At 41.8% G+C, this 26,592-nt stretch carries 21 protein-coding genes and 3 pseudogenes; 10 read left to right on the top strand and 14 right to left on the bottom strand.

Going from position 1 to position 26,592, the window contains the following annotated elements; genetic code table 11:
* Positions 1-117: 117 nt before the first annotated feature.
* From ABF638_RS25710 to galT, 4 genes are all read left to right on the top strand, one after another.
* The gene (locus tag ABF638_RS25710) at positions 118-600 is read left to right on the top strand and encodes a hypothetical protein (RefSeq protein WP_435025744.1); all 483 of its coding nucleotides are present in this window, start codon (positions 118-120) and stop codon (positions 598-600) included.
* Between the two features lie 45 nt (positions 601-645).
* On the top strand, positions 646-747 hold the full coding sequence (locus ABF638_RS25715) for a DUF2934 domain-containing protein (RefSeq protein ID WP_435025745.1): 102 nt from the start codon (positions 646-648) through the stop codon (positions 745-747).
* An 855-nt stretch (positions 748-1,602) separates the two neighbouring features.
* Positions 1,603-3,459, top strand: a complete 1,857-nt coding sequence (locus ABF638_RS25720; RefSeq protein ID WP_435025746.1) for a glycoside hydrolase family 2 protein — start codon at positions 1,603-1,605, stop codon at positions 3,457-3,459.
* Positions 3,438-4,538 carry a galactose-1-phosphate uridylyltransferase gene (gene galT, locus ABF638_RS25725; protein ID WP_435025747.1) on the top strand — a complete coding sequence of 367 codons (1,101 nt, stop codon included), beginning with the start codon at positions 3,438-3,440 and terminating at the stop codon, positions 4,536-4,538. Before ABF638_RS25720 ends, galT begins: the two co-directional genes overlap by 22 nt.
* Positions 4,539-4,634: 96 nt before the next feature.
* Here the strand turns inward: galT and ABF638_RS25730 are convergent.
* The 6 genes and pseudogenes from ABF638_RS25730 to ABF638_RS25755 all read right to left on the bottom strand — a co-directional run.
* Positions 4,635-4,742, bottom strand: a pseudogene (locus tag ABF638_RS25730) (IS701 family transposase); the annotation flags it as partial.
* 62 nt (positions 4,743-4,804) lie between these two features.
* Positions 4,805-4,967, bottom strand: a pseudogene (locus ABF638_RS25735) (AAA family ATPase); the annotation flags it as partial.
* 343 nt (positions 4,968-5,310) lie between these two features.
* Complete coding sequence (locus ABF638_RS25740; protein WP_435025748.1) at positions 5,311-6,240, bottom strand: manganese catalase family protein; 930 nt, start codon at positions 6,238-6,240, stop codon at positions 5,311-5,313.
* Positions 6,241-6,554: 314 nt separating this feature from the next.
* On the bottom strand, positions 6,555-6,704 hold the full coding sequence (locus ABF638_RS25745; RefSeq protein WP_435025749.1) for a PsaJ protein: 150 nt from the start codon (positions 6,702-6,704) through the stop codon (positions 6,555-6,557).
* A 764-nt stretch (positions 6,705-7,468) separates the two neighbouring features.
* Positions 7,469-8,149 (bottom strand): hypothetical protein, encoded by a 681-nt coding sequence (locus ABF638_RS25750; protein ID WP_435025750.1) that lies wholly within the window; start codon positions 8,147-8,149, stop codon positions 7,469-7,471.
* A 93-nt stretch (positions 8,150-8,242) separates the two neighbouring features.
* Positions 8,243-10,237 carry a heavy metal translocating P-type ATPase gene (locus ABF638_RS25755; RefSeq protein WP_435025751.1) on the bottom strand — a complete coding sequence of 665 codons (1,995 nt, stop codon included), beginning with the start codon at positions 10,235-10,237 and terminating at the stop codon, positions 8,243-8,245.
* A gap of 710 nt (positions 10,238-10,947) precedes the next feature.
* Here ABF638_RS25755 and ABF638_RS25760 point away from each other — a divergent pair.
* Positions 10,948-11,322 carry a hypothetical protein gene (locus ABF638_RS25760; protein WP_069068705.1) on the top strand — a complete coding sequence of 125 codons (375 nt, stop codon included), beginning with the start codon at positions 10,948-10,950 and terminating at the stop codon, positions 11,320-11,322.
* A 315-nt stretch (positions 11,323-11,637) separates the two neighbouring features.
* Here the strand turns inward: ABF638_RS25760 and ABF638_RS25765 are convergent, their stop codons facing one another.
* The 6 genes and pseudogenes from ABF638_RS25765 to ABF638_RS25790 form a co-directional block, all read right to left on the bottom strand.
* A complete protein-coding gene (locus ABF638_RS25765) occupies positions 11,638-12,735 on the bottom strand; it encodes an alkene reductase (RefSeq protein ID WP_435025752.1) in 1,098 nt (365 codons plus the stop codon).
* 183 nt (positions 12,736-12,918) lie between these two features.
* The gene (locus ABF638_RS25770; protein WP_435025753.1) at positions 12,919-13,071 is read right to left on the bottom strand and encodes a hypothetical protein; all 153 of its coding nucleotides are present in this window, start codon (positions 13,069-13,071) and stop codon (positions 12,919-12,921) included.
* A gap of 30 nt (positions 13,072-13,101) precedes the next feature.
* Positions 13,102-13,808 (bottom strand): annotated as a pseudogene (locus ABF638_RS25775) (efflux RND transporter permease subunit); the annotation flags it as partial.
* Between the two features lie 214 nt (positions 13,809-14,022).
* The gene (locus ABF638_RS25780) at positions 14,023-14,409 is read right to left on the bottom strand and encodes a signal peptidase I (protein WP_435025754.1); all 387 of its coding nucleotides are present in this window, start codon (positions 14,407-14,409) and stop codon (positions 14,023-14,025) included.
* Entirely contained in the window at positions 14,399-15,481 is a 1,083-nt protein-coding gene (gene galK, locus ABF638_RS25785) for a galactokinase (protein WP_435025755.1), read from the bottom strand. The genes ABF638_RS25780 and galK overlap by 11 nt, the downstream gene beginning before the upstream one ends.
* Positions 15,482-15,486: 5 nt before the next feature.
* Positions 15,487-16,575, bottom strand: a complete 1,089-nt coding sequence (locus ABF638_RS25790) for a M24 family metallopeptidase (protein WP_435025756.1) — start codon at positions 16,573-16,575, stop codon at positions 15,487-15,489.
* A gap of 598 nt (positions 16,576-17,173) precedes the next feature.
* On the opposite strand from ABF638_RS25790, the gene ABF638_RS25795 reads away from it, so the two are divergent.
* From ABF638_RS25795 to ABF638_RS25810, 4 genes are all read left to right on the top strand, one after another.
* Complete coding sequence (locus tag ABF638_RS25795; RefSeq protein WP_435025757.1) at positions 17,174-17,416, top strand: hypothetical protein; 243 nt, start codon at positions 17,174-17,176, stop codon at positions 17,414-17,416.
* A 470-nt stretch (positions 17,417-17,886) separates the two neighbouring features.
* Complete coding sequence (psaB, locus tag ABF638_RS25800; protein ID WP_435025758.1) at positions 17,887-20,115, top strand: photosystem I core protein PsaB; 2,229 nt, start codon at positions 17,887-17,889, stop codon at positions 20,113-20,115.
* An 868-nt stretch (positions 20,116-20,983) separates the two neighbouring features.
* Positions 20,984-21,793, top strand: a complete 810-nt coding sequence (locus ABF638_RS25805) for a phytanoyl-CoA dioxygenase family protein (RefSeq protein WP_435025760.1) — start codon at positions 20,984-20,986, stop codon at positions 21,791-21,793.
* 284 nt (positions 21,794-22,077) lie between these two features.
* On the top strand, positions 22,078-23,091 hold the full coding sequence (locus ABF638_RS25810; protein ID WP_435025761.1) for a glycoside hydrolase family 43 protein: 1,014 nt from the start codon (positions 22,078-22,080) through the stop codon (positions 23,089-23,091).
* Here ABF638_RS25810 and ABF638_RS25815 read toward each other — a convergent pair.
* Positions 23,085-23,567 carry a DUF4383 domain-containing protein gene (locus tag ABF638_RS25815; protein ID WP_435025762.1) on the bottom strand — a complete coding sequence of 161 codons (483 nt, stop codon included), beginning with the start codon at positions 23,565-23,567 and terminating at the stop codon, positions 23,085-23,087. The genes ABF638_RS25810 and ABF638_RS25815 overlap by 7 nt on opposite strands.
* A 319-nt stretch (positions 23,568-23,886) precedes the next feature.
* Complete coding sequence (locus tag ABF638_RS25820; RefSeq protein WP_435025763.1) at positions 23,887-24,132, bottom strand: hypothetical protein; 246 nt, start codon at positions 24,130-24,132, stop codon at positions 23,887-23,889.
* Positions 24,133-25,249: 1,117 nt separating this feature from the next.
* On the opposite strand from ABF638_RS25820, the gene ABF638_RS25825 reads away from it, so the two are divergent.
* Complete coding sequence (locus ABF638_RS25825; protein ID WP_435025764.1) at positions 25,250-26,560, top strand: glycosyltransferase family 1 protein; 1,311 nt, start codon at positions 25,250-25,252, stop codon at positions 26,558-26,560.
* Positions 26,561-26,592 lie beyond the last annotated feature (32 nt).

Below are 26,592 nucleotides of genomic sequence, written 5' to 3' on the forward strand. Positions count from 1 at the left end.
GACATAGTTATTGTATGAAAAATATCACTGAAAAACTCACAAAGTCAACAGACTAGCTTTGGGCCCGACACTCTGATTTTCGAGGTCGAACAAACATCCGACCTTTCGCAAGACGTAATGCCGAGTGATATGCAAGGTAACAGTCGCAACGAGGATGAGTGGGAAAAGTGCATTAGTACTACCCTTGAACAATTACGTACTGATTACCAGCCACGTCCGTTTGCTGGACTCTTATTAGAAGAAGGAGCCAACCGTTACATCAAAGGATGCGCCGGGTCGTACTTTGCACTCGAAAGGTGGACGCTAACCCAAGCGCATATTGAGCCGGAACACCCGTGGCGTTGCCTGACCCTATCCAATGTTGGAACGTCAGTAAGAATTGAGTACCAGGGTGGAAGTGAGACACTTGCTTGTGGTGAGTCATGCATTATCCCAGCTGCCCTTAGCAGAGTGCGAATTTTACCTACTGGACAACCCGAAGGTGCGGCAAGCTTGATTGCCTGCTATGTCCCGGATTTAAAACGTGACATAGTTATGCCACTTCGATCGCTAGGTCATTCAGACGATGACATACGCGCACTTGGTGAAGTTGGAATTTAAGCCATCACCCTGGCTTTCTGAATTTTGAATTTCTATAAAATCCGTTTGAAAGCTTATGCAATCTGGCAAAAAATGGGCTATCCAAATGGCAAGTCTGTAGAATATTGGCTTCAGGCTGAAAAGAAGTTGATAGATTTTAAAATTTAACTTTATTCGGTAAATTAAGCTCTGAAATTAACTGTTAGCAGTCATTACTTGAGTGATAAAGGTTTGAGCTATTTTCTACCCAAGGATCTAAGATGTAGCGCTTAGGATGCCACAAATGCAAGTGTTTTTGTAGTGTCTCTTGCGATACCAATAGACATCTTGCAAAAGTAACTTTTGCAAAATGTCGGGGAAAGGTCAAAGGTTAAAGGGTAAGGGGAAATTCCATCCCTTTCCCCTTTACCCCTTTCCCTTTCCCCTACTTCTGCAAGAAGTCTAATCATTAGCAGGCTTAATTGATGCTACCAAGCATTTATGCAAATCAGTTGCACTTGCACTGGCAAACTTGACTTTATCTTCAGAATTGGCGTGGTTGCAGGCAAAAATGCTATCTATCTAGCAATATTCAATGGATGGTTCCGTTATTCACTTATATAACCTGATTTTAGTTATTTTTCTTTTGTTTGCTAATGCTTATTGACTAATAAATGATTTTAAAACATTTACTTAAACAATTTATATAAATAAAATTCTCATGGCAAGCACTTTATTGTGTGGCAGATTTATGATAGTTATTAGCCACCTAAATTTAATGCTTTTTTTTTAGATAACCTGGCAAAGATTAGTAATGTATATGCCATAATGTCACGAGCTAGGGGTATATAAACTTATTGCTATACTTCAACACGTAAGTGGGGAAGGTATCAGTATTGGCTACGAAAAAATATAATGCTACTAGCTCGAACCGATCGATAAATGATGCGGTAAAAACTCCTGCTATATCCGAGAATCCAATATTTGGATCTGGATTTAATCTACAGCAGGGGTTGATTGAGTTATGGATAGGGAGGAAATTTGATGAAATTGTTAGATTTGGAGAATTCTGAGGTTAAATTAGCCTCTAAAACTGATAATAAATTTGTGGATTTAGCAGCAGCACACCCCCGACCATTGTTAAAGCGATCGCGCTGGCAATCTTTAAATGGGCTGTGGAAATTCGCATTTGATGACCAGGGAAAATGTGTCGAACCCAACGATTTTAGCGAATGGTCTGATCATATAGAAGTTCCTTATGCGCCCGAATCTACCAAAAGTGGGATTAGCGATCGCGGGTTTCATCCAAACTGCTGGTACGAGCGAGAGTTTGAAACACCACCAGGGGACGGCAGATTACTGTTACACTTTGGCGCTGTGGACTATCGCGCTCGTGTGTGGGTAAACGATAAATACATAGCCGAGCATGAAGGCGGACACACCTCTTTCACTCTCGATATTACCCATGCCTTAAATAATAGTGGTACTACAAAGGTAACAGTGTGGGCGCAAGACGATCCGCACGACCTCGCCAAACCTCGTGGTAAACAAGATTGGCACTTGAAACCCCATAGTATTTGGTATCCTCGCACGAGTGGTATTTGGCAGACAGTCTGGTTGGAGAGCGTAGGTGAGACTTATATCGGTAATCTTCGTTGGATGTCCGACTGCGAACGGTGGGAAATTGGGTTTGAAGCTGGGCTGGCTGGTAATTTACCTACTCCGGGTGTACAAATTAAAATTAAACTCAGCGTTGGCGATCGCGTGTTAGCAAGCGATACCTATGAAGTATTCAATGGGGAAATTAGCCGCCGCATTGTTCTGAGCGATCCGGGTATTGACGACTGTCGCAATGAATTGTTGTGGAGTCCAGAAAAGCCCACGCTGATAGATGCCCAAATTCAGCTATGGGATAAAGATTGTCTCTTAGATGAAGTGCAATCTTATACAGCAATGCGGACTGTGAGTATCCAGCGCGATCGCTTTATGCTCAACGGTCGCCCCTACTATCTCCGGCTAGTTCTTGACCAAGGCTATTGGCCTGAGACATTAATGACTCCACCCAGTGACGAAGCATTACGACGTGATGTAGAACTCGTCAAAGCTATGGGTCTTAACGGAGTACGCAAACACCAAAAAATTGAAGATCCCCGCTTTTTATATTGGGCAGACGTTTTAGGGTTGTTAGTATGGGAGGAGATGCCTAGCGCTTACCGCTTCACGCCGAAAGCTGTGGAACGGATGACCCGTGAATGGACAGAAATTATCAAGCGAGATGTTAGCCATCCTTGTATTGTCGCGTGGGTGCCGTTTAATGAATCTTGGGGTGTGCCAAATTTAGTTGAAACGGCGGCTCATCGTAACTACGTGTTAGCAATGTATCACCTAACTAAAACTCTCGATCCGACTCGCCCAGTAATTGGTAACGATGGTTGGGAAAGTACCGATACCGACATCCTTGCTATTCACGACTATGAACGCCAGCCTGAACGATTAGCCCATCGCTACAGACCGGATATTCAAATATCGGATCTATTTGAGCGTAGCCGCCCTGGGGGGCGTATCCTCACCTTGGATAACTATCCCCATCAAGGACAACCAGTGATGTTGACAGAGTTTGGTGGTATCGCCTATGCCCCTCTCGATCAACCTAATGCCGATCAAGCTTGGGGATATGAAAACTGCTCGAATATCTCCGAATTAGAAATGAAATACGCTACTCTGCTTAAAACCGTTAATGACATTGAGCTATTTAGCGGATTCTGTTACACACAATTAACTGATACCTTTCAAGAAGCTAACGGTTTATTGTACGGCGATCGCACCCCGAAATTTCCTATTGAGGCGATCCGCGCTGCAACCCTCTCAGGACAAGGATTATGTACTCCCACAAGCTGTTAAAGCCCGACGGACGCAAACTCAAGTTATACAGTCGCTACCCAATTACTAGTCAATTAGAAGCCACTAGCCCTAGTAATGAGTCAGTGCAAGCTAATCCCCACCTGCGCTGGCATCCCTTGCGGGGTGAATGGGTAGCTTATGCTAGTCACCGTCAAGGGCGGACATTCATGCCGCCCCCAGAATATAATCCCCTCGCACCTACTACCAACCCTGAGTTTCCTACGGAACTACCCCAAGGTAAGTATGACGTGGCAGTGTTTGATAACCGCTTTCCCTCAATGAGTCCGACAGCCAACAATCCACCTGATACCATCGTGGAAACGTTACCAGCTAATGGAGCCTGTGAGGTAGTGGTTTTTACTCAAGATGCCAGTGCCTCCTTGAGTTCCTTAGAGTTGGATCATCTAGATTTGCTGTTGGAAGTGTGGGGCGATCGCACCCGCGAACTAGGACTAAATCCCCAAATACAATACGTTCTACCCTTTGAGAATAAAGGTGTAGAAGTGGGTGTAACATTGCACCATCCCCACGGGCAAATTTACGCTTATCCGTTTATACCACCTGTGCCAGCACGGATGTTAGCCATGCAGCAGGAGTATTATCAAGAACATCAGAGGGGTTTGTTGCAAGATTCGATTCAACAAGAGATTGCAGACAATCAACGGATTATTTATCAAGATGACTATGCGATCGCATTTGTCCCAGTCTGCGCTCGTTACCCCTATGAAGTCTGGATTGCACCAAAAGAGCCAGTTAGCACTTTTATGGATCTCACCCCTGAACAACGTTGGGGACTCGCCAAAGCGTTAAAAACTGTCACTCTCAAGTATGACGGTTTGTGGAATCGCCCGTTTCCTTACTTGATGGCTTGGTTCCAAGCACCCACGGATGGTTTAGCCCATCCCGAAGCGCATTTACACGCCGAGTTTTTTCCACCATATCGGACAAGCGAAAGGCTGAAGTATCTGGCGGGAACCGAACTCGCTGCCGGGATGTTTGCCAATGATGCTTTACCAGAGGAGAAAGCTAAGGAACTACAAGCTGTGGTGGTAAATATTGAAGAACCAATTCCGGTGTGACACGGTTTGAAACTGTAACTTAATTTTTGGACAAACCTACCCATTTATTGATGTTTGTCCACCTCGTGAATTATTTCATCAACAAACTGTCTTAGAGGGTTCTGGAATCTCTAAACTGCTTACACGACAATACTTTCCCGGCTCATTAGAGACAGTTCTGTTTTTCTCAACCCCAAATAGAAAACCTAATTTCTGGTTTCTTAAACCAAGACAAGCAGGATAAGAGTAAATGGTTGTTAAACCATCACGCGATCGCCACCATTGGGGTATCGCTCATCAAATCTCGCTAGGTGCATCATCAGAATTTCCTTTCGCTCTATCGGTTGAGGAAACCCAACATAAAATATTTCATCAAATCTGCCCACTCTGGTTAATTCTGGTTGGTAGTGCGTCGAGTCGGTTCAGGCTGGCTACCACGAACACAGTACTGTAACGAATGGCACTAAGAAAAGGGAAAATCGTTGAGGCAGCAGGGGAGCAGAGGAGCAGAGGAGCAGGGGAGAAAGAAGAAATTTTAGGCATTGCGTTCAGATATTTAGAAATTCCCCTCTGCCCCCCTGCTCCCCTGCCCCTCTGCAATCCCTACGCCGCTTACCTTTCAGCTTAACTTAGTGGCATTCGTACTGTAACCAAGTGAGCAGAATTGAGGCAATTGTGAGTTTGTTAGAGGTTAGAATCGGACGCGTCTATTGCACTTGCTCTAAGAGGAATCAGTAGGGGAAAGGTCAAGGCAAGTCTTTCCCAAAGCCCCCTACATAGATATATCTGATGATTAGCCACTAATAGTCGTGCGTTCAATCAAAGGAGGTGCGCTTGAACCATTTCCCTCGGTTTGTTCAGGTGTCGGTGTACCATGCAGTCTTGGATCGGTGGGTGATAGTTGCGGTTCTGTTCCCAAGGGTTGGGGATTAGCAACATACTCGAATTCTCCTTTGCCATCCATTGAAGGCCCTGTTGCCCAGCGACCTTCAGCGCTATCTGTACCCTCTGAATGATTCCAGAATTGATAGGAAACCTCGCGTTTTTCCAACTCTAGAGGGAAAGAACTAGGGACTGGAGTGCTTTCAATTCCAGAACTTTCTATATCTTCAATAGCTGCTAGCCACTGGTTTTGGTGCATCGTGTCACGAGCGATTAAGAAACTCAGAGTATCTTTTACCCCAGGATCGTCGCTCATCTCGTACAGCCTCACAGCTTGTAAGCGTCCCTGGCTTTCGGCGTGCAGATTAGACCGAAAATCTGCCAAGAGATTACCACTGGAGGCAATAAAACGACCGTTCCAAGGAAAGCCAACGCTGTCAGCTGGTTGAGCGCCTAAACCAGTGACAATAGTATGTTGGGGGTTCATAGCCGCTGCAATCACATCTGTAATTACATCCCGTGGGTTAGTACCGCCCATAACCGCACCCACAACAGGGTCTTGTGCAGCTTGTTCTTGTAATTTGAGCGGTGCTTTATCTAGCAGATGACCAATCAAGGTGGAAAGGATCTCGATATGCCCAATTTCCTCAGTACCAGTATCTAACAACATATCTCGATACTTCGCAGGGCCACGACTATTCCAGCCCTGAAATAGGTACTGCATCATCACAGTCATTTCGCCAAAAACACCACCTATAAGTTCCTGAACTTTCTTAGCATATATTGGATCTGGTCGTTGTGGTCGTGTGTAATACTGTAGTCTCTTGGTGTGATAAAACATTTGGATTCCTCATTAATTACAGACAAGGTTGAAACAAAATAAAGCTAGCTACAAAGTTTTATTTTATTTTTGTCTAGCCTCTTATTTATTAGTAAACTAATCAAATCTTTTACTTCCATCAACCTATAGCTATAGAAAAATATTTAAATAATCATTCAAATTTAATTTTGTTTTATTCCTGTTTATATATTAATAATTAAAGCTTTTGTTCAAGCATTAATACTTAGAGACTTTCATAACTGAAAGACAGATATTTAGTCTGTTTGAACAAGGATAAACTATTAGCCATAGGTTTTAACCTATGGCGGACTTACTTATGGCATTGGATGGAAGAGAAGGTCAGGTAAAAAGTAATTAAAAATTGCCCAGGTAGAAAAGGCAACTGATATCGAAACAACAGCAAGAACTGGTGCTAGAGAAAGATACCGAAGGAAATATGCTTTTTCTTTGTTTTGTTTCTGCATATAATACTCCAAACATACTTTAATACTGCAACAAAAAATTGTTGCGTTTTTCGATTTATGGCGTTTTTTGCTTGAGTGTAATACACTCTGGGAAGGAAAACTAACTAGAAATTATAGGAATCCGCTTTCTTATCATCACTTTTGGTTTGGTAATTTAAAATCGAAAATAATAAAAAAAATTTGAATTTTCAAATAGCTTACTATTGTTATTTTGTACAAAAAATCGCTTTTGTGCATGTAATTATTTCGTCCCGAAAAAAGCGTATTTTGTTTGATTAAAATTTAAAAATTAAATAATTAATCTACCTTGACAATAAATCTAATATTTTTATTAATAAAACATTTTTAAGAAGTATTAATGAAGCTCCTCAAATATATTTGAGGAGCTTAAGGAGCTTTTAGAGTGTGAATCTTTTAGTCACTAAAATAATTTAACTCTTATAATCGGTACATTCGTCTATCTAAAGAAAGGCCATTTTATGAAAGTATCTCGTATCCTAGAGTACAAACATTTTGAAAATGGCAATATCTTATTATCGTGCTTTCAGCCAATCTACAATTATTGGTGGTAAGTCTTTTTGAACTTTGTTGCTTACATACCAATATGTCCAACTGAAAACGATCGCACTATATAATCAATACTACCAACATATTTCTCAAGAGCTAAAGATGATGGTAATTTACCATTTCCAGACCTAGTATAAAAATCTGGTTTAGATAGTCCGCTTTTGCCTAAGCCAGCAAATTAAATGTTTAGCAGCCGATCATTGCTCACTAGGATTTAATACAACGATAATTTCTGCTAGCCTAATTCCCAAAGGTTTCCAGTGGGGATTGCTAGAGGAAAAAGTACTATCCCCTAACACTGCTTGGTAGTCATTGGGGAACTTTTCATAAGCATTGGAAGCAGCGTCTACTCGTAAAATGAGTTTGCCTTGATAGCGGGATAATCGGCTACTGTCCAACAAGATAGTACCCCCGTAATCCCACTCCAATCCATAGAGCTTAAAGTTACCTAATTTCTTGCGTAACTCGCTCAATGGTGTTCCTACTCCAATACCTTCGCGGGTTTTCCAAGCCCAAGCCAGGTTACGCACATCTAGAGGTTTGGTACGAGTATTATCACTCCAAACTACCAAGAGCGATCGCCCCCGATTTAGGTTTACCTGAGTAGCTGCAAAGCTACCGATTCCTTCGGGGCCTGAAATGGTTTTATCAACGAGACGAGACGCGCCAAATAGCTTAACTAAATCTTTCTTAGTCGTTGTGCGTGTAATCGGCCCAACTCTTTCTCCAGGAACAATCAAGGTGTCTGTTAATGGTTGCGATTTAGCAACAGTAACTGGATGATTAATTTTCTGCGGTAGTGCAAAGGCTGGATTTGCTGAATAGTTTAGCAGTAAAGCTAAAGTAGCTGTAGCAATACCTTTGATTGATGAATGCATGAGTTCTATTTTGGGTAGCAGAATATGAGTCACAAGTACTCATCGTTTAACTACTACAATTTCCCCATTACAGATTCCCGATTTCACAAAATTTTATTTCATCGCTCTAGTTGCGTTTAAAATTGCCAGTAAAGCTACTCCAACATCAGCAAAGACAGCTTCCCACATTGTCGCTATACCTAAAATACCCAATCCAATAAATACACCTTTAATTGCTAAAGCAAAGCTAATATTTTGCCAAACGATTGTGCGGGTTTTTCTGGCAATTTGTATGGCTTCTGCCACTTTTGATGGTGCATCTGTCATAATCACAATATCGGCAGTTTCTATCGCTGCATCTGAACCTAACCCGCCCATCGCTATCCCAACATCTGCTCTAGCGATTACTGGTGCATCATTAATACCATCCCCAACAAAGGCAACTTTACCATGCTTGCCGACGGTGCTGAGTAACTTCTCAATGGCATTAACTTTTTCTTCAGGTAATAACTCTGCTTCGTAGGTATCTATGCCAAGCTGTTGAGCAATTCGGGAAGCGATCGCTTGATTGTCTCCTGTCAACATGACTGTTCTCTCTACACCCATTCGCTTGAGTGCTTGAATAGCCTGTCTTGCATCTTCTTTGAGTTCATCAGCAATGACAATATACCCAGCATAAATATCATCCACTGCTAGATGGATAACTGTTCCCTCTAACTGGCAATTATCATGAGCAATATTCTCTCTATGCAATAGGCGATCGCTTCCCGCTATCACTACCCTATTTTCAACCTTGGCTCTAATTCCATAGCCTGCTATCTCTTCATAATCTCTCATCTCAAATTCATCAATTTTTCCACCATAAGCCTTGCGGATAGATTGAGCGATGGGATGATTTGAGTGTGATTCTACTTTGGCAGCTAATTGCAGTAATTTTTCATCATTCCAGCCATTTAATGGTACTATTTGTACTACTTTGAATACCCCTTTAGTTAACGTTCCAGTTTTATCAAAAACAACTGTATTGACTGCATTTAAAGTATCTAAAAAAGTAGAGCCTTTGACTAAAATACCACGTCTAGCTGCACCTCCCACACCTCCAAAGTAACCTAATGGAATACTGATAACAAGTCCACAGGGACAGGAGATAACTAGTAAGATTAGGGCACGATAAATCCATTCTGAAGAAGTTGCACCAGGAATAAAGAAAGGAGGTAATATTGCAACGGCTAAAGATGTAAAAACTACTATTGGTGTATAATACCGAGCGAATTTAGTAATAAACTTTTCTGTTTCTGCTTTTTTACTTTTGGCATTTTGCACCAAGTCTAAAATCTTAGCAATAGAAGATTCATCAAAGAGTTTTGTGACTCTAATGCTGAGAACACCCATTTTATTGATCATCCCAGCCAAAACAGTCTCTCCTAGCCTCACTGTTCGCGGCACAGATTCTCCAGTTAATGCAGATGTATCAACTTGCGAATTACCATCTATAATTTCGCCATCTAAGGGAATCTTTTCTCCGGGTTTTACGACGATAATATCCCCAACATTTACTGTTTCTGGCGATACTTTCTTGAGTTCTCCCTCTATTTTAATATTGGCATAGTCTGGGCGGACTTCTAATAATGCTTTGATAGAATTACGGGAACGACTGACAGCAATATCTTGGAACAATTCTCCAATTTTATAAAATAACATTACTCCGACAGCTTCGGGTAATTTATGAATTGCGATCGCCCCTAATGTCGCCACTGTCATCAAAAATGTTTCATCAAATACTTTACCTCTAAGTATATTGCGCCCAGCGGTTTTTAAAACACTCCATCCACTTAATAAATAGGCAGGTATAAAAAGCAGATATTCACCTATTGAATAGAATGTATTGTGTAATTGATCTTCAAAAATTACACCAGGCGCATATAAACTTAGAATCACTATTAAAGGCAATACCTCATTTTTCAGATTGAATTCTCCACCGTGTTCGTGATTGTGGTCATGGTTATGATTCTCATCATGATTGTGATTATGAACATGGTTATGATTCTCGTGGTGATCATGTCCACAGTTGGAACAACCTGAAGATTCTAAATGTATTTTCCGCTTCATTTTTTCTGTTAATGGTAGTAAAGTACTTAAGATATAAGCCTTTTTACAAATGTAATGAAAAAAAGAAATTTTTACAAGTTGATAAATTAAGAACGAGAATCTATATCATTTTTATTGCTAAATATTGATACTATCTTTTGGTTTAAATTAAGATTTATAATCTTGTAAATACAGTAATAGCAGTTCTCATACCATTTCTGTTGGAAGATGCGCCTATAGGACTGATGTAAAACTACAGACTATGGTGGCAATTCATGTAGACGCATACTCCTAGGTCGAAGCAAGCTACACAAAGCGTCTCTTAGAGAAGCGGCTACTCTTAGGAGAACGCTTTCTGCGTATTGCTGCTATGCAAATAAAGCGCAGCCTCACATATAGCAATCCGATAGCGAAGCGGTAGCGAGTCATCGAGCGTCTTTGATTTCTGAATCACTCGTAGAGGTAAGGGACTGGGGATTGGGGACTAGGGACTGGGAAGAAGGAATAAAGGTGTACTAAGTTTTGTTCAAAAATCAAATATGATTCCTATAGAATTGGTATCAATTGTATTGCTGAGTTCTGTTGTAGCAAATAATGTGTGATCAAACTGAGTAGATATGGAACTTTCTTGAGTAAAAGTGTTAAGCCAGCTATGCTCAGGAAAAATTAACTTGAAGTTTAAAAATTAATCGAATACCCTAAGCTAGTAGACAATTTTCTCAAGGAAATCTATGAACAAAAAAATTATCCTGAATTTGCTTTCTAGTTCCTCGATTTTTGTGTCGCTGATGTCTACGCTGGCGGTATTGAATCCTGCCCATGCTAGTATTACTCAGCGATTAATGCACACACAAGACGGTCGTACCTGTATCACTAACCCACATGGTGGAAAAGATTTTGTGTGCATTCGAGATTCAGAGAGAAAGCAACCGTATACCTCTACACGTTCCTCAACCATTGTCACATCAGTATCAGATGAGAATATTGCTATGTTGAACTTTACTGAGGAGGAGAGTGATGCTGCAATTCAGACATTTGGCTGTGACTGTCCATACTGTCTAAATTCTTTGCGGCAGTTGCGCGGTACTGGAAACTTGGTGTACTAAGCTTGAATAGTGCTGATAGCAACTATAACTTCTGTTAAATATACGTAATTAATTACGTATAGAAGATATACGAAACCAAAAAAGCATTTTTAACTAATTACCACTACTATTATTTAGTCAAATGTAAATTCTATTAGTAGGGGCAATTCATGAATTGCCCCTACATCGTCTAGTAGTCTGTCAAATTCATTTTGACGGTTAGAAGGTGTAGTGTAGAGAAGTTGACTGTGTGGTGTCTATACAAAAAACGCCATTTGTTAACCGAAAAGCGCCTTTTTCCCTGCCAAACATTGACCACGAATCCTGACATACTATTCAATGGAGTTGCGACAGAGTTGGATAGTCTGTGTAGCCTTGTTCACTACCACCATAGAACGTCCTGACATCACCTTCGCTCAGAGGGGCATTGAGTCGTAGCCGCTCCACTAAGTCAGGGTTAGAGATGAATGGTCGCCCGAAAACTATGGCATCAGCCCGCCCGCTTCTAATTGCTTCATCACCATGTTGTCGATCAAAACCACCCACAGCCAGCAGTGTTCCTTGGTAAACGGTACGTAGGAGATCGATAGGGTTGAAGTTCGGTGCAGTTCCTCTGGCATAACCTTGGTTATACCCAACGTGCAAGTATGCCAAACCTAGTGGACTAAGTGCTTTTGCAACATAAGTGTAAGTTTCAGCAGGATTGTCATCGAATGTATCGTTGACTGTGAAGCCGGGGGCAATCTTGACTCCAATCCGCTCTGCTCCCCGAACCCTACACAGAGCATTGACCACTTCCAGCGTAAAGCGAGTTCGATTCTCCAATGTGCCACCATAGGCATCGGTGCGTTGGTTGGAGCCACTGACTTGGAACTGGTTGGGTAGGTATCCAGTTGCTGCATGAAGTTCCACACCATCAAAACCTGCTTCAATAGAGAGTTCCGCCGCTCTGTGGTATTCCTCTACTATTTTGGGTATTTCGTCCAATTCTAATGGACGGGGTATCTCGAAAGGGACTTTGCCATCCCAAATGTGAACTTCTTCGGACATCACCGGGACAGCCGAAGGTGCGATCGGTCGGGCATGGTTAGGTAATAGAGAGGAGTGTGACACCCGTCCAGCGTGCATCAGTTGCACAAATATTCGACCCCCAGCAGCATGAACTGCATCTGTCACTTTTCGCCAGCCTTCAACCTGCTCCTGGTTGTGCAGCCCAGGACAGGTTGTGTAACCCCGCCCCATTGGAGAAGGATGCGTTCCTTCGGTAACGATCAGTCCTGCCGAAGCTCTTTGGGTGTAGTATTCGACCATTATCGGGGTAGGTACACAGTCAGTAGTAGCTCGAAGACGGGACATGGGAGACATGATGATGCGGTTGGCCAGGTCAAGCGAACCTAGTCTAACTGGCGTGAACAGTCCTGATTTTTCTGGCATTAGTATTTTCCTCTTCTAAAACCACTGCAATAGCTGCGGCGGTAAACTACGCCCCATCAACAACCTCAAAATACTGCCCTACTGATAATTTCAAGATAACTGAATTCGGAACGCTGACAAATAGTTCTTAATTATTAATTGCCTTATAGATCCCCCTGCGACATAATTATTTCTTATATGTTGCTACTTACCTAATGGCAAGCTAACGCCTAATACGGTTCGGTTAAAGTTTTTTGATGAAAATTTTAGATCGCTAAAGATACGATAAATCATCACAAAGACGCGATAAATCGCCGTTTCTACAAAAGACTGGTTATTGTAGAGACGGCGATTCATTGCGTTTGTTGACTTAACCCTCTTCCTTTTTTATTTATTCGAATCATTACGTCTGTTATCATCAGCATTCTGCTTGATAATTACAGATGAATGTTGATGAGCGTTCGTCGTTCGCGCACCGTCTCCGGCTGGAGTTGGCATCGCTTTTGATTGTCCATCTTCGTTTGCATCTGGGGATGGCGGTTGCGAGGGTTTAGCGGGTTTTTTCTTCAAGAAGCGTTCTTCCAAAGTCTTGATGATTACGTACAGGACTGGAACAATCAGCAAACTCAAAATTGTCGCCACGAGTAACCCACCAAATAAGGCTGTTCCTAACGACCAGCGCGAGGCAGAACCGGCTCCGGTGGCAATTACCAGGGGGAAAAATCCCAGTAAGGAGGCGCTTGAAGTCATGACAATTGGTCGAAATCTTTCTTGCGCTGCGGTTATAGCTGCTTGTCGAATTGTCACGCCTTCTTCAAGGGCTTGATTGGCAAACTCGATGATCAAAATCGCGTTTTTCGACGCTAATCCAATCAGCATCACTAACGCTACGTTGGCGTAGACATCATTCACCAAACCGCGCAAAGCTAAGGCACTCAATGCACCCAACAACGCTAACGGTACAGTCAACAAAATAATCGCCGGATCGATTAACTTTTATACTGAGCAGCCAGCGTCAGAAACACCATAATGATTCCGAAGCCAAAAATCAAAATCCCCAAGTTACCTGCACTTAATTCTTCGCGAGCAGTTCCAACGAATTAGCAGCTGCATATTTGGTTGAGCGCATTAGATGCATCTTTTATCAGAATCACGGCTTTACTTCAAACAAACTCATCTTCAAAAAATCTCTGGATTCATACTACGTGAATTCCAGGGATTAAAAAAATACCAAAGATAGAGATAATTAAGTTTGTAGGGTAGATATCAGAGATTTTTGAAATTAATTATGCTCAATTACTTAATAACCTAACTCTTTGATACTCCAGGCAATGCAACACTATCGCCTGGCTTTGAAGGCCATCTGACAGTCACAATAGTGCAGTCGGACTCAGCAATCCACCAATGGGACACACCTGCACACCAAAGGACATAATCACCTTCACGAGATAATAAAATTTCTCGATCTTCAAATTGCAGCCGAAATTCTCCGCCAATGAGAATTGAAAGCGTCGCAGCTTGGTTATTTACTGCCCATTCAGTTCTACTGTCACCTGCTTTGTGAACAGCCCATTTTACTTCTAGCATTTCCGTGGAACGTGGATCGTCTTCAGGGGTGATAAAGTGACCCATGAACCATCCCCAACGATTTACACCTTCAACGGCTGCATTTCCATAAACCACTTTAGGCTGCATCACTTAACTCCAAAGAAGGAACCAAAATTTCTCCGTTGTAACCTGCTTGCTTGTATTGTTCAAGAATATGGGTTGCAATATCTTTGCTCTGTCCTGATTTAACCAAAGCGACACTTGCACCGCCAAAACCAGCACCCGTAAGTCTTGCACCATACACTCCTTCTGTTTTCTGCAAAATGTCTACCAATGTATCCAGCGCAGGTACGGACACTTCGTAATCATCCCTCAAACTGGCGTGGGATGCGTTCATCAATTCACCAAAGCGTTCAGATGATACTCCCTGCAATACTTCTAAGACGCGGTTATTTTCTGTAACCACATGACGGGCACGCTGCCGGAGAGGTTCGGGGAGTTTTTCTGTTACTTCAGCTTCAGTAATATCTCGCAGTGCCTTAACTCCTAGCGATCGCGCCGCCTCTTCACACTCAGCCCGACGCTGGTTATAACCACTACTTGCAAGTGTGCGGGGTACACTGCTATCAATAACCAAAATCTCCGCTTTCTCAGGCAAAGGCATCACCCGGCGTTCTAAAGTCCGAGTATCTAAAAACAAGATATGCTCAGTATCAGCCAAACTAGAAGCCATCTGATCCATGATGCCGCACTGCACGCCAGCATAATGAATTTCTGCTTGCTGGGCGAATTGGGCAATTTCAACATCATCAATGGGAAGGTTCAGAAGTTGGCGTACTGCCCGCAGCGTTGCCACTTCCAAAGCCGCGCTGCTAGACAAACCCGAACCCATAGGAACCGATGATTTGACGTAGACACAAAGCGATGGTGTTATGTATCCTGCTTTTTGCAAAATCTCAATACAGCCAAAAATATAACTGGCAAATCCAGACGGGGAATGGTTTATATCTAAAATGCTAACTTGCTCGTTGAGATTTTCTGAGTAAAAGTGATGATGGCGATCGCTACTCAAACCTAGCTGTACCGTTGTACTTTGAGGAATCGCAGTTGGTAGAACGAAGCCATCGTTGTAGTCGGTATGTTCGCCCAGTAAATTTACTCTTCCTGGCGCACTGGCTTGAGTTTCAGGTGGTTTACCGAATACTTGTTGAAAATGCATAATTTTTAATTGTACAAAGGTACAGGGCGCAACCTTCCTTCTACCTCAACATTAGGAAAATTTGGATCGAAAGTCAGATTTTCCAACTTTCCATCTTTCAAAATCACAAAAGTATCTTCAATTTTTGCCCCTGCTAAACTGGGATTCCAAGCGACAGCAATACCTTCTGCCAAAGTATCAGTAGTAGTTGGATTTGCGACGATTTCTCGCGCTAAATATCCAGTGGTTCCTCCCTGGTGGTGTTCGCGGATGGCATTGGGAAATCCATGCTGCTCATAAGCCTGAGCTAGGGCGTGATAAACTGCATCGAGAGTGGTTCCGGGTTGGCACAGATTCAAAACTACTGCTTCTACTTCAAGCACATGGGAATGCAATTCGGCCTGCTCGCCTGAAAGCTCACCAAAACAAACAAATCGAGTCAGATTTGCATACAAACCATAACCTCTAGCGCAAAATACGAGCATCGCTTGCCGTCCAATCTGTTCTCCCGTGGGTGTTGCATGACGGTATAGCGGTAAACGCCTCTCACCCGCTACCAGTGTCAGCGCTGGATGCAGCCCTTTCGCCCATAGAGCCTCTGCACCTGCACCCGCTAACTGATATTCTGTCCAAGTTGGCTTGGCGGCTTTAAGTACCTCTGTCATTGCCTGACTAGCTTTTTGCCCAACTTGACGATATCGGTCTAATTCACTTGACATCATTACCCGTTTATGGTTTTGCAGAGATGGGGGTAACGGCTTTTCTAAATTGGAGATGGGGCGATCGCTAATTGCTATTTTGCCGCCAGTTGCATCACGAACGAAAGCCTCACGGACAGCACCATCAGCCCAAGGGTTGACATACACCTTAAAATTAGCAGGCAGTTCTTCATCCTGAAGACGCTGCGCTTCAATTTCATCCGTCAATATCCAAGCATCTTCAGTAGTTACTAGTACTTCTGCTACGCCAATTTCAGCAGTCAGCAGCACGGTATTAGAAGCGCCAGCCGTCGCCCAGGCAAACCAGTCCGTACCACGCAAACGCACGCCTTGCACTTCGGATTCACGCAAGGTTTGCCTGATTAACTCTAGTTTTTTGGAGACTTCTTCATTCATAGAAAATTAGTAACCAGATGATGAATACAGACAATTATGAGATTCATCTGTGTTTATATGCGTATGTCTACGGTTTGAAAAAAGCGTGAGTACGGTATTATATCGAGTTTGGCATTTCAATATTTACAACTAAGTTAAAAAACATCTAAATTGCATAATCTAATTAAATATAACTTTTGTGGGTGGGCATCTTGCCCGGCCATATTATGCAATTTAAATGTGGAACAGCTTACTACTTATAATTCCTTCGCCTTTTTCTCTGGTAAAGCATCATCAGCAAATATACTCACTCCGCCAATTGGTAATTTTATAAAAATAGGACTTACGCAAAACTACACATGGTAGGGGCAATTTATGAATTACCCCTACAAGAGAATCAGGGTTTTGACTATTGTTTGCGTAAGTCTTAAAAAACTCAATTTAAATTTTATCCAGTTGCTTAGAAAAGTGTATTTGCAATTACAGAGCAACTTCACATCGACTAACTCCTCTAGGCGAATCGCACATCAATTCAAGGTAGTTCTCAAGAAAGATGTACTCATTAATAAATTTTTGAAATTATAAAAGCGCAGGAGCTACAAAGACATCAACAAAGCCCATGAAATCCCAAGAGACTCAAAACATATTAACAGAGAATAATTTTCCCTTGCCAGAGAACACAGCTAACGAGATGAATCCCCAAGAACCTGATAAATCTGAGCAGATGACTCAGGTACAAAGGGATAATGTAATCACCAATCAGGATTTACCCAACCCACTAGTTCGCTATGGTTTTACCCTGGTTATATTGGCTACTTTCTTATTTGTTGTCGCCATTTACTACGGAATTATTAACCCCTAAGTAATTTATCTAACTTAGGTTTCACAAAAAGTACAATTTCTTGGTATTACAGCTTACCAAGTACTAGATAAAGTTGAGCTTAGTTTTGTGTTTTATTTTGCTAAAACAATCATTATCATGCCACACACTTACAAAATCTAAGCTCATGTTAATCAAAATTTAGTAAATTTTGCAGCTTTGGCACTGTATTTAAGACTACAAGTTCATTTGATAAAGAGATCCTCCGATAGTTAGATGGAAATGGTAGTCATTAATTATTTTATTACTTCTATGAAAATGAATTGCATCATACTGCCTAACGATGTAATTCTAAAAATTAAGCCTGTTTTATCCTCAATACTCATCAGCTTTTGCTATTTAGATTGACCTCCAATTCAAGGCTGAAAGGGTGCTGATTCAAATGTAAAAAGTTGCTAAATTTTTAGAACTAGCAACTTGGATTAGCGTTTAAGGAGATGTAATTAAATTGCATGGCCAGAAAATATCCTAAATTTAACCAGGATCTCGCACAAGACCCGACTACACGTCGGATATGGTATGCGATCGCTACGGGAAATGATTTTGAAAGCCATGATGGCATGACCGAGGAAAATCTTTACCAAAAGATTTTCGCTACTCACTTTGGTCACGTGGCAATCATATTTCTGTGGGCATCTAGCCTATTGTTCCACGTAGCTTGGCAAGGTAATTTTGAACAGTGGATTAAAGATCCGCTGCATACCCGTCCAATCGCCCACGCGATTTGGGACCCTCATTTCGGTAAAGCAGCAGTAGAAGCTTTTACTCAAGGGGGCGCTCCCTATCCTGTTAACATTGCTTACTCTGGTGTCTACCACTGGTGGTACACGATTGGGATGCGGACGAACAATGACCTTTACCAAGGTTCAGTGTTCTTGTTGCTGTTAGCAGCATTATTTTTGTTTGCTGGTTGGCTGCACTTGCAACCTAAATATCGTCCCAGCTTGGCTTGGTTCAAGAGTGCTGAACCTCGTCTGAATCACCACTTAGCAGGTTTGTTTGGTGTTAGCTCTCTAGCTTGGGCTGGACATCTTATTCACGTTGCCATTCCCGAATCTCGTGGTCAGCATGTTGGTTGGAATAATTTTCTTACAGTTTTGCCACACCCAGCAGGTTTAGCACCTTTCTGGAGGGGTGACTGGGGTGCATACGCTCAGAATCCTGATACGCCAGGGCATTTGTTTGGTACATCTCAAGGCGCAGGGACGGCAATTCTGACTTTTTTGGGTGGCTTCCATCCCCAGACTGAATCGCTATGGCTGACCGATATGGCTCATCACCATTTAGCGATCGCAGTTATCTTTATTGTTGCCGGTCACATGTACCGGACTAACTTCGGGATTGGTCACAGCATCAAAGAGATGCTCAACTCCAAAAAATTCTTTGGCATTCAAACTGAAGGTCAGTTCAACTTACCGCACCAAGGCCTGTACGACACCTATAACAACTCGCTGCACTTCCAGTTATCTATACACTTGGCAGCGCTGGGCACTGCCCTGTCGTTAGTGGCACAGCATATGTACTCGATGCCTCCTTACGCCTTCATCGGTAAGGACTACACAACACAGGCGGCACTGTACACTCATCACCAATACATCGCTGGGTTCTTGATGATTGGTGCATTCGCCCATGCTGGCATCTTCTGGGTTCGGGATTACGACCCAGAGCAGAACAGAGGTAACGTCCTGGAGCGTGTACTTCAGCATAAAGAAGCGATTATTTCTCACTTGAGTTGGGTGTCGCTATTCTTAGGCTTCCACACTCTGGGGTTATATGTCCACAACGATGTTGTCGTTGCCTTTGGCACTCCTGAAAAGCAAATTTTGATTGAGCCGGTGTTTGCTCAATTCATCCAATCTGCTCACGGGAAACTACTGTATGGCATGGATGCTTTACTATCTAACCCAGATAGCATCGCCTATACAGCTTGGCCCAACTACGGTAACGTCTGGTTGCCAAACTGGACAGCAGCGATCAACTCCGGCACTAACTCCCTGTTCTTGACGATTGGGCCTGGTGATTTCCTGGTTCACCATGCGATCGCTTTAGGTTTGCACACCACTACCTTAATTTGTGTCAAGGGTGCATTGGATGCTCGTGGTACCAAATTAATGCCTGATAAAAAAGACTTCGGCTTCACCTTCCCCTGCGATGGGCCTGGTCGGGGTGGTACTTGCCAAACTTCCTCTTGGGAACAGTCTTTCTATCTCGCTATCTTCTGGATGCTGAATCTCCTTGGTTGGGTAACTTTCTATTGGCACTGGAAGCATCTAGGCGTTTGGCAAGGTAACGTTGCTCAATTCAATGAGAACTCTACATACCTTATGGGTTGGTTCCGTGATTATCTCTGGGCTAACTCCGCTCAGTTGATTAACGGTTATAACCCCTACGGCACAAATAATTTGTCTGTCTGGGCTTGGATGTTCCTCTTTGGACACCTGGTTTGGGCAACCGGCTTCATGTTCTTGATTAGCTGGCGTGGCTACTGGCAAGAGTTAATTGAAACTCTAGTCTGGGCACACGAACGTACTCCGCTGGCTAACTTAGTTTACTGGAAAGATAAACCCGTTGCTTTATCTATTGTCCAAGGTTGGTTAGTAGGTCTAGCTCACTTCACAGTTGGCTACATCCTTACTTATGCAGCATTCCTCATAGCTTCAACCGCTAGTAAATTTGGTTGAAGTTTTTGATAGATATCCTCTGACCTTAGCTATCTCCCCCTCTCACCTGACGGTATAGAGGGGGATTTTTGTATATTGAAAGCAATTGAAAGCACTCAGATCATGCGGAAAAATCTAATTTATCGTTATCGTTATCTTCTATAGGAATCCGCTTTGATTTCTGAACTGATTTGCGTAGGTAGGCAATAGGCAATAGGCAATAGGAAAGAAGGCTTCTTATACCAATTTAATGTGAAGTTGCACATATCTCGATCCCCCTAAATCCCCCTTAAAAAGGGGGATTTTGATAGATGTTTTTCCAGTTCCCCCCCTTTTTAAGCTACGGTGTACACACATCTCTATGCTGAGTGCAGAATGTGGTTTGATCCCCCTAAATCCCCCTTAAAAAGGGGGACTTTGATTCTAGTTCCCCCCTTAAAAAAGGGGGGTTAGGGGGGATCAGAACGATATGGGATAAGGTTATCAGACTTGTGTGTACACCGTAGCCTTTTTAAGGGGGGCTAGGGGGGATCTAATTCTATGCAGCTTCATACAAAATTGGTATTAGTTGTACTGAGTTTTTTCAGAAATCAAATATAGGAATCAGGTTTGATTACTGAAATCACTTGCGTAGGCAGGCAATAGGCAATAGGCAATAGGATTTCAGAAGATTAAGGTGTACCGAATTTTTTTCAGAAATCAAATATGAGTCCTATATAGGAATCCTATTTAACTAATTCGTTATAATTAATATAAATTAATTGTTACAGAGGATTGGCATAAGCCACCAATTTTAAAAATAGTGCGCTACTATCGACAAGCAATAAAAAATCTCCTAGAGGTTTGATATTAATACGCCTCTAGTTATAAGTTGAAGAGGATAAAAAAGATGGTTCAAAGTATAGGCGGTATAGCGAAATATTCAGCTACCGACCTAGACCAATTTGCTCAAAAACTGAATCAAGACGGAATTTGTGTGATTCCCGGTGTTTTTGAGCAAAAATTAATTGACGAGTGGGCACAAGCTTTTGAAAAATTATTTTACGAACGTCAAAATCAACCAGGTGGGTTGGCTCCTCGTGAAGTTTCCCGCTACTATCTAACCTTGCCTTGGATTTACCCATTTGCTAATGAATTAGTTTTTGCTAACCCAGTGATTATGGGTGTCTTAGAGCGCGTGTTTTACCAAGAATACGTGATGGTTCAGATGGGAGTTGATGTCCCATTCCAGGGTTCAGATTATCAGGAAACCCATCGGGACTTTCGCCCGTTGTTTAGCGATCGCATAGTAACCCCACTTTACGCCCTCGCAGTCAACTTTCCCCTTGTGGAAGTAACCGCAGACAACGGCCCATTCCAAATGGCGCGTGGAACCCATGTTATACCGCGAGAAGAGGGATTAGAAAAGGTTGCCAGTGGTGAAATTCCGATGGAATCATTTTATATGCAGCCAGGTGACGTGATGGTGCGATCGCCTTTAGCACTACATCGGGGTTCCCCAAATCGGACAAACCAGCCAAGACCGATGGTAGTTATGGGGTATGCGATGCATTGGTTGCACACACCAAAGGTAGATTTGACTCTCCCACAAGACTATTATCAAAGCCTCCCAGAAAAACTAAAGCAAATGCTACGGTGTCAGCTAGTAGAAAGCTTACCTAAGAACAAAGTCGAAACTTACGTAAATTTCAAATACTAGTAGTTTTTCAAGGCAACAATGCTTGGTAAATAAGTTTGTAGTAAGGACTTTAGTCCTCGATTTAAGCGTTAAAGCCCTCACTACAAAGCAAGCATTCTTAACTTGACTAACCACTATAGGAATCCGCTTTGATTTCTGAACTAATTTGCGTAGGCAGGCAATAGGGAATAGGCAACAGGCAACAGTCAAGAAGTCTTCTTAGTTGTACTGAGTTTTTTCAGAAATCAAATATGAGTCCTATAGTTGAAGAAAGATTTTTGTCATTATTCCATAGATAATTTAAGATGCAAACCTATACTAATCCAGTCTACAAAGGTTATTTTGCCGATCCTTTTGTTTGGCAACACGAAGGGGTATATTATGCGATCGGTACTGGCGCAGCAGAGGCAGAAGGAACGGTAGATGAAATACCGGATGCACCAAATATTAACTCCAATAACAAATCGCGTGTCTTTCCTCTGTTACGCTCCTTCGACTTTGTAAATTGGGATTATGTTGGGAACGCCCTACAACGGCCAGATCCAGCCCTTGGCAATAATTTTTGGGCCCCCGAAGTTGCTTACTGCGATCGCCAGTTTTATCTCTACTACTCAGTGGGACATGAAGACAAGAATCATCAGTTACGTGTGGCTACAAGCGATACTCCATTAGGCCCTTATCAAGATGTTGGTGAGTTACTTGTAGATCCAAAATCTTGTCCTTTTGCGATCGATCCGCACCCATTCCAGGATGATGATGGACAATGGTATTTGTTTTACGCTCGTGACTTTCTGGATACATCGGATGGAGTGCGTGCTGGCACAGCATTAGTTGTAGATAAACTCCAAACCATGACTAAGCTTGCTGGTGAAGGGAAAGTGGTTTTACGGGCGCGATCCGATTGGCAGCGTTTTTTAGCCAACCGTTTGATGTATGGTGAAATCTATGATTGGCATACTTTAGAAGGCCCTTGCGTTCGTAAGCATGAAGGGAAATACTATTGCTTTTATAGTGGTGGACGCTGGGAAACTGAGAACTACGGTGTAGATTATGGGGTTGCTGACAACGTGATGGGGCCTTACTCTGATGCAGGTAACGAAACCGGGCCACGGGTGCTAAAGTCTATTCCTAATTTTGTTAGAGGGCCGGGACATAACTCTATTGTTATTGGGCCAGATGGTAAGACTGAGTATGTTGTCTATCATGCTTGGACGAAAAACATGGAGATGCGGCAAATCTGCTTAGATATGCTGATCTGGAAAGAAGGGCCATCTTGCAATGGCCCCACCTGGACACCGCAGACTATCAGAAACTATTGAAGATTTTGCGATACATTAACACCGCTCACTTTAGCTGGTATAACAACACTGTAGTAGCCAGCTGCGATCGCAGCTAATGCATTAAGCAAAACATTAGCGCCGAACAATGGCATTAACCCGAAAAATGTCTTACCCAAAGGCAACAATCCGACGATCGCCAGCAATGCATAAGAAACTGCAAAACCACGATTGAATAGACGCGCAGTAGTAGTATTGTTGTAAGAAGTGATTCCTAACAATCCTACGGCACAACGTACAATGTTATGCAAAAAGTTGGTGGGAATTAGGCCAAAGATATAACCAAAACCCGCAGAATAAGCACCAGTAGATTCATCAAGTGGAACAAAAGATTCGCTCGTTCCTGGTAAAGAAACCAAAGCTGGTACAAATCCAGCTAAACCTAAAAGCAAATAAGTGATTCCGATAGCCAAAGCAACGTAACGCTCGATCATTTTTGCCTGGTTAATGTTTTCCATCTTTTTTCTCTTGGTAAGTATGTAGATGTTTACGAAGTAGTAACCGCTAGCTAAGAAATCATGAGAATCTAATTTTTTAATAGATATAAATAGATTGCTTCTAGCTGGTTAACTGTCTAAGCACAGTATTTATAATTCAACTTGGTCTTTCATGTATTTCACTCTATCAAAAGTAATGAATACTATTTTAAGCAAGGCTTAGAGGTGCGAGTTATTTGGGTTTAATGCTTTTTTTAGCATTTAAAAATATTTCCTGATTAATTATTTGAATTGTCGTTAAATCTCCTTGCTTTAGGACTTCTATAAATGGCATTTTTGTTCATGATTTTAGCATTTTATTGTGAGAAACAATATTGAATGGCGAATAGATATCTACCTCATATAGCCAAATCATAGTCTCATAACCAACTCGACCCATTTCTGGCTCTAAACCCATAGGCATCTCTAGCAAATAAACCCAGCTACCTGACTGAGGACGGTAATTTTTGATGATGCCTTCTCCGCCGATAAACTCTACTTTTTGACCGCTACGGAACTTAGGTTTTGACAAAACACTTGTATTCATTATTCGCAATTCCTTCGACTAATATAGGACTCATATTTCATTTTTGAAAAAATTCCCTATAGCTCAAAAAGGCTTATTGACTGTTGCCTTCCTGCGCGAACAGAAATCAAAGACGCTCGATAGCGCAGCGTTAGCGACACAGGAGCGTCTGATCGCTACCGCTTCGCTATCGGATTGCTATAGGGTGATAACTAACGTTGTAGCTAATATAAAACTTGTGACTATCTGTCACAGGTTTCAATGTATTCTATGTCAGTCGTTTTAAGATGAAGTTTGAGTTTTTATACCTAAAGTCATAATTTTAATTGAACGAATTAAATCTTTCAAAGTAAAAAGCTTCCAGCACTACCTATTTATTTGAAAACTCTGAGTTAGAAAAACGCGATCGCTCCATAATTAGAAGCGATCGCGTAAGGTTTATGAATTGGATTACAACCAATGTTACATACAACCAAAAGGCTTTTAGCCTACCCAAGGTTGAGAGAACAGATATATCATCAGGGTGAAAATTATAATACTTGTTTCTAATAAACCATAGTCAAAAAAATTACTTGATTTACTATGGTTTATAAAATAATTGTTACAGCAGTATGTATTCCATGTAACAAATTAATAGATTTATTGTAAATAAGAATACTGTTTAATACTTAAATCATAATCAATTTATATATGCTATTAGGGTTAAATATTTAATATGAATAAAAAAGTCAGGTGATAAATAAGCTGATTTTATTACTTTTAATATTAATGATAATTGTTTTAATGAACTTGTGTACGAAACCGAACAGACAAACACAACTATATTTGCATGGGTTTATAAATAATAATCGCGTGACATAAATTAATATTTACTTAATTTTAGATACTTATAAAAAATAGTGCTTAGGAATTAATAAAAAACCTAACTTTATATTTATTTGGGTAGATGAAAAAATTAGATATAAAACAGTAATTTGTTATTAATACAACCAAGTATTGATGATACCGATTCGATATTGAAAAGCAGCAAAAGTATGTTGCAGGCTTTTGCATGAAAATAAGTTTGGTGCTGCCTTACAAAGAAAAGGTATTAGCGTTTAGCTAGTCAGAATTAATAATTTAAATAATGAGACGAACTATGACAAGTGAAAAATCTCAAGTCAAAAACAACAGTGTCAGCAATGTTATTTCGCCGAAGCAGCGTAAAACAAAGCGATCGCAGTTACCTGAAACGCAATCATCGAGTCCGTCACGGTTGAATTTAACTTCGTCTAACAAAAAAGTTCAATCAACAAAAACCTTTAAAGACACACCTGATATAGTTTGTTTATCTCATTTGCGTTGGAATTTCGTTTATCAAAGACCGCAACATCTTCTTAGTCGCTGCGCCCAAGGAAAGCGAGTGTTCTTTATTGAGGAGCCAATTTTCTCTGAAGAACCCTTGGCAAGGTTAGATATAAATGAAGATTCTAATGGAGTAGTTGTGGTTGTGCCACACCTACCACAAGGTTTAAGTGAAGAAGCAACAAACGCAGATTTGCAACTACTAATTGATAGTTTGTTTGCAGAGCATAACATCAGCAAGTACATTTGTTGGTATTACACACCGATGGCGATCGCATTTACCCGCCGCTTGCAACCCCAAGCCGTGGTGTACGATTGCATGGATGAATTATCTGCATTCCAGGGAGCATCACCCACTTTAAAGAATTACGAAGCCGAATTATTCAGCCGTGCAGACTTAGTATTTACAGGCGGACAAAGCCTTTACGAAAGTAAGGTGAACCAGCACCCGAACGTGTATGCCTTTCCTAGCAGTGTAGATGTCGCCCACTTTGGCCAGGCAAGAAATGTTCAAGAACCGGAGGATCAAGCTCATATTCCCCATCCTCGTCTTGGTTTCTTTGGCGTAATTGATGAACGGATGGATATTGAACTGCTTGCTGGAATTGCCGAAGCCCGCCCTGATTGGCATTTAGTAATCATTGGGCCAGTTGTCAAAATTGATCCAGCAAATCTGCCACAGCATGAAAACATCCATTATCTCGGTGGCAGAGATTATAAACAACTACCTGCTTATTTAGCAGGCTGGGACTTAGCGATGTTGCCGTTTGCGCGTAACGAATCAACACGTTTTATTAGCCCTACCAAAACTCCAGAATATCTTGCCGCAGGTAGACCTGTAGTATCTACCTCAATTCGAGATGTGGTGCGTCCTTATGGAGAATCGAAGCTGGTGCAAATTGCCGACACAATTTCTGAGTTCGTCGCTGCCGCAGAACAAGCAATGCAAGAAGACACCCCAGCCTCAGAATGGTTGAGTCGAGTAGATACCTTTTTAGAGAAGATTTCTTGGGATCGCACTTGGGCATCAATGATGAAGCTGATTGACTCTGCGATCGCAGCCCGTGATGGCGAAGACAAAGCTAAGGGATTTGCAAGAAAATAAGATACCAATTAAACGGGGAAAATTGTGATATC

Origin of the sequence: Nostoc sp. CALU 1950 (assembly GCF_051172895.1) — a bacterium.
GTDB classification, from domain to species: domain Bacteria; phylum Cyanobacteriota; class Cyanobacteriia; order Cyanobacteriales; family Nostocaceae; genus Nostoc; species Nostoc edaphicum_A.

Excerpts from the sequence above, each read along its gene's own strand:
- ABF638_RS25710 (WP_435025744.1), top strand. The coding sequence starts at position 118 with ATGCCGAGTGATATGCAAGGTAACAGTCGCAACGAGGATGAGTGGGAA.
- ABF638_RS25720 (WP_435025746.1), top strand. The coding sequence starts at position 1,603 with ATGAAATTGTTAGATTTGGAGAATTCTGAGGTTAAATTAGCCTCTAAA.
- galT (WP_435025747.1), top strand. The coding sequence starts at position 3,438 with ATGTACTCCCACAAGCTGTTAAAGCCCGACGGACGCAAACTCAAGTTA.
- ABF638_RS25740 (WP_435025748.1), bottom strand. The coding sequence starts at position 6,240 with ATGTTTTATCACACCAAGAGACTACAGTATTACACACGACCACAACGA.
- ABF638_RS25745 (WP_435025749.1), bottom strand. The coding sequence starts at position 6,704 with ATGCAGAAACAAAACAAAGAAAAAGCATATTTCCTTCGGTATCTTTCT.
- ABF638_RS25750 (WP_435025750.1), bottom strand. The coding sequence starts at position 8,149 with ATGCATTCATCAATCAAAGGTATTGCTACAGCTACTTTAGCTTTACTG.
- ABF638_RS25755 (WP_435025751.1), bottom strand. The coding sequence starts at position 10,237 with ATGAAGCGGAAAATACATTTAGAATCTTCAGGTTGTTCCAACTGTGGA.
- ABF638_RS25760 (WP_069068705.1), top strand. The coding sequence starts at position 10,948 with ATGAACAAAAAAATTATCCTGAATTTGCTTTCTAGTTCCTCGATTTTT.
- ABF638_RS25765 (WP_435025752.1), bottom strand. The coding sequence starts at position 12,735 with ATGCCAGAAAAATCAGGACTGTTCACGCCAGTTAGACTAGGTTCGCTT.
- ABF638_RS25770 (WP_435025753.1), bottom strand. The coding sequence starts at position 13,071 with ATGAATCGCCGTCTCTACAATAACCAGTCTTTTGTAGAAACGGCGATT.
- ABF638_RS25780 (WP_435025754.1), bottom strand. The coding sequence starts at position 14,409 with ATGCAGCCTAAAGTGGTTTATGGAAATGCAGCCGTTGAAGGTGTAAAT.
- galK (WP_435025755.1), bottom strand. The coding sequence starts at position 15,481 with ATGCATTTTCAACAAGTATTCGGTAAACCACCTGAAACTCAAGCCAGT.
- ABF638_RS25790 (WP_435025756.1), bottom strand. The coding sequence starts at position 16,575 with ATGAATGAAGAAGTCTCCAAAAAACTAGAGTTAATCAGGCAAACCTTG.
- ABF638_RS25795 (WP_435025757.1), top strand. The coding sequence starts at position 17,174 with ATGAAATCCCAAGAGACTCAAAACATATTAACAGAGAATAATTTTCCC.
- psaB (WP_435025758.1), top strand. The coding sequence starts at position 17,887 with ATGGCCAGAAAATATCCTAAATTTAACCAGGATCTCGCACAAGACCCG.
- ABF638_RS25805 (WP_435025760.1), top strand. The coding sequence starts at position 20,984 with ATGGTTCAAAGTATAGGCGGTATAGCGAAATATTCAGCTACCGACCTA.
- ABF638_RS25810 (WP_435025761.1), top strand. The coding sequence starts at position 22,078 with ATGCAAACCTATACTAATCCAGTCTACAAAGGTTATTTTGCCGATCCT.
- ABF638_RS25815 (WP_435025762.1), bottom strand. The coding sequence starts at position 23,567 with ATGGAAAACATTAACCAGGCAAAAATGATCGAGCGTTACGTTGCTTTG.
- ABF638_RS25820 (WP_435025763.1), bottom strand. The coding sequence starts at position 24,132 with ATGAATACAAGTGTTTTGTCAAAACCTAAGTTCCGTAGCGGTCAAAAA.
- ABF638_RS25825 (WP_435025764.1), top strand. The coding sequence starts at position 25,250 with ATGACAAGTGAAAAATCTCAAGTCAAAAACAACAGTGTCAGCAATGTT.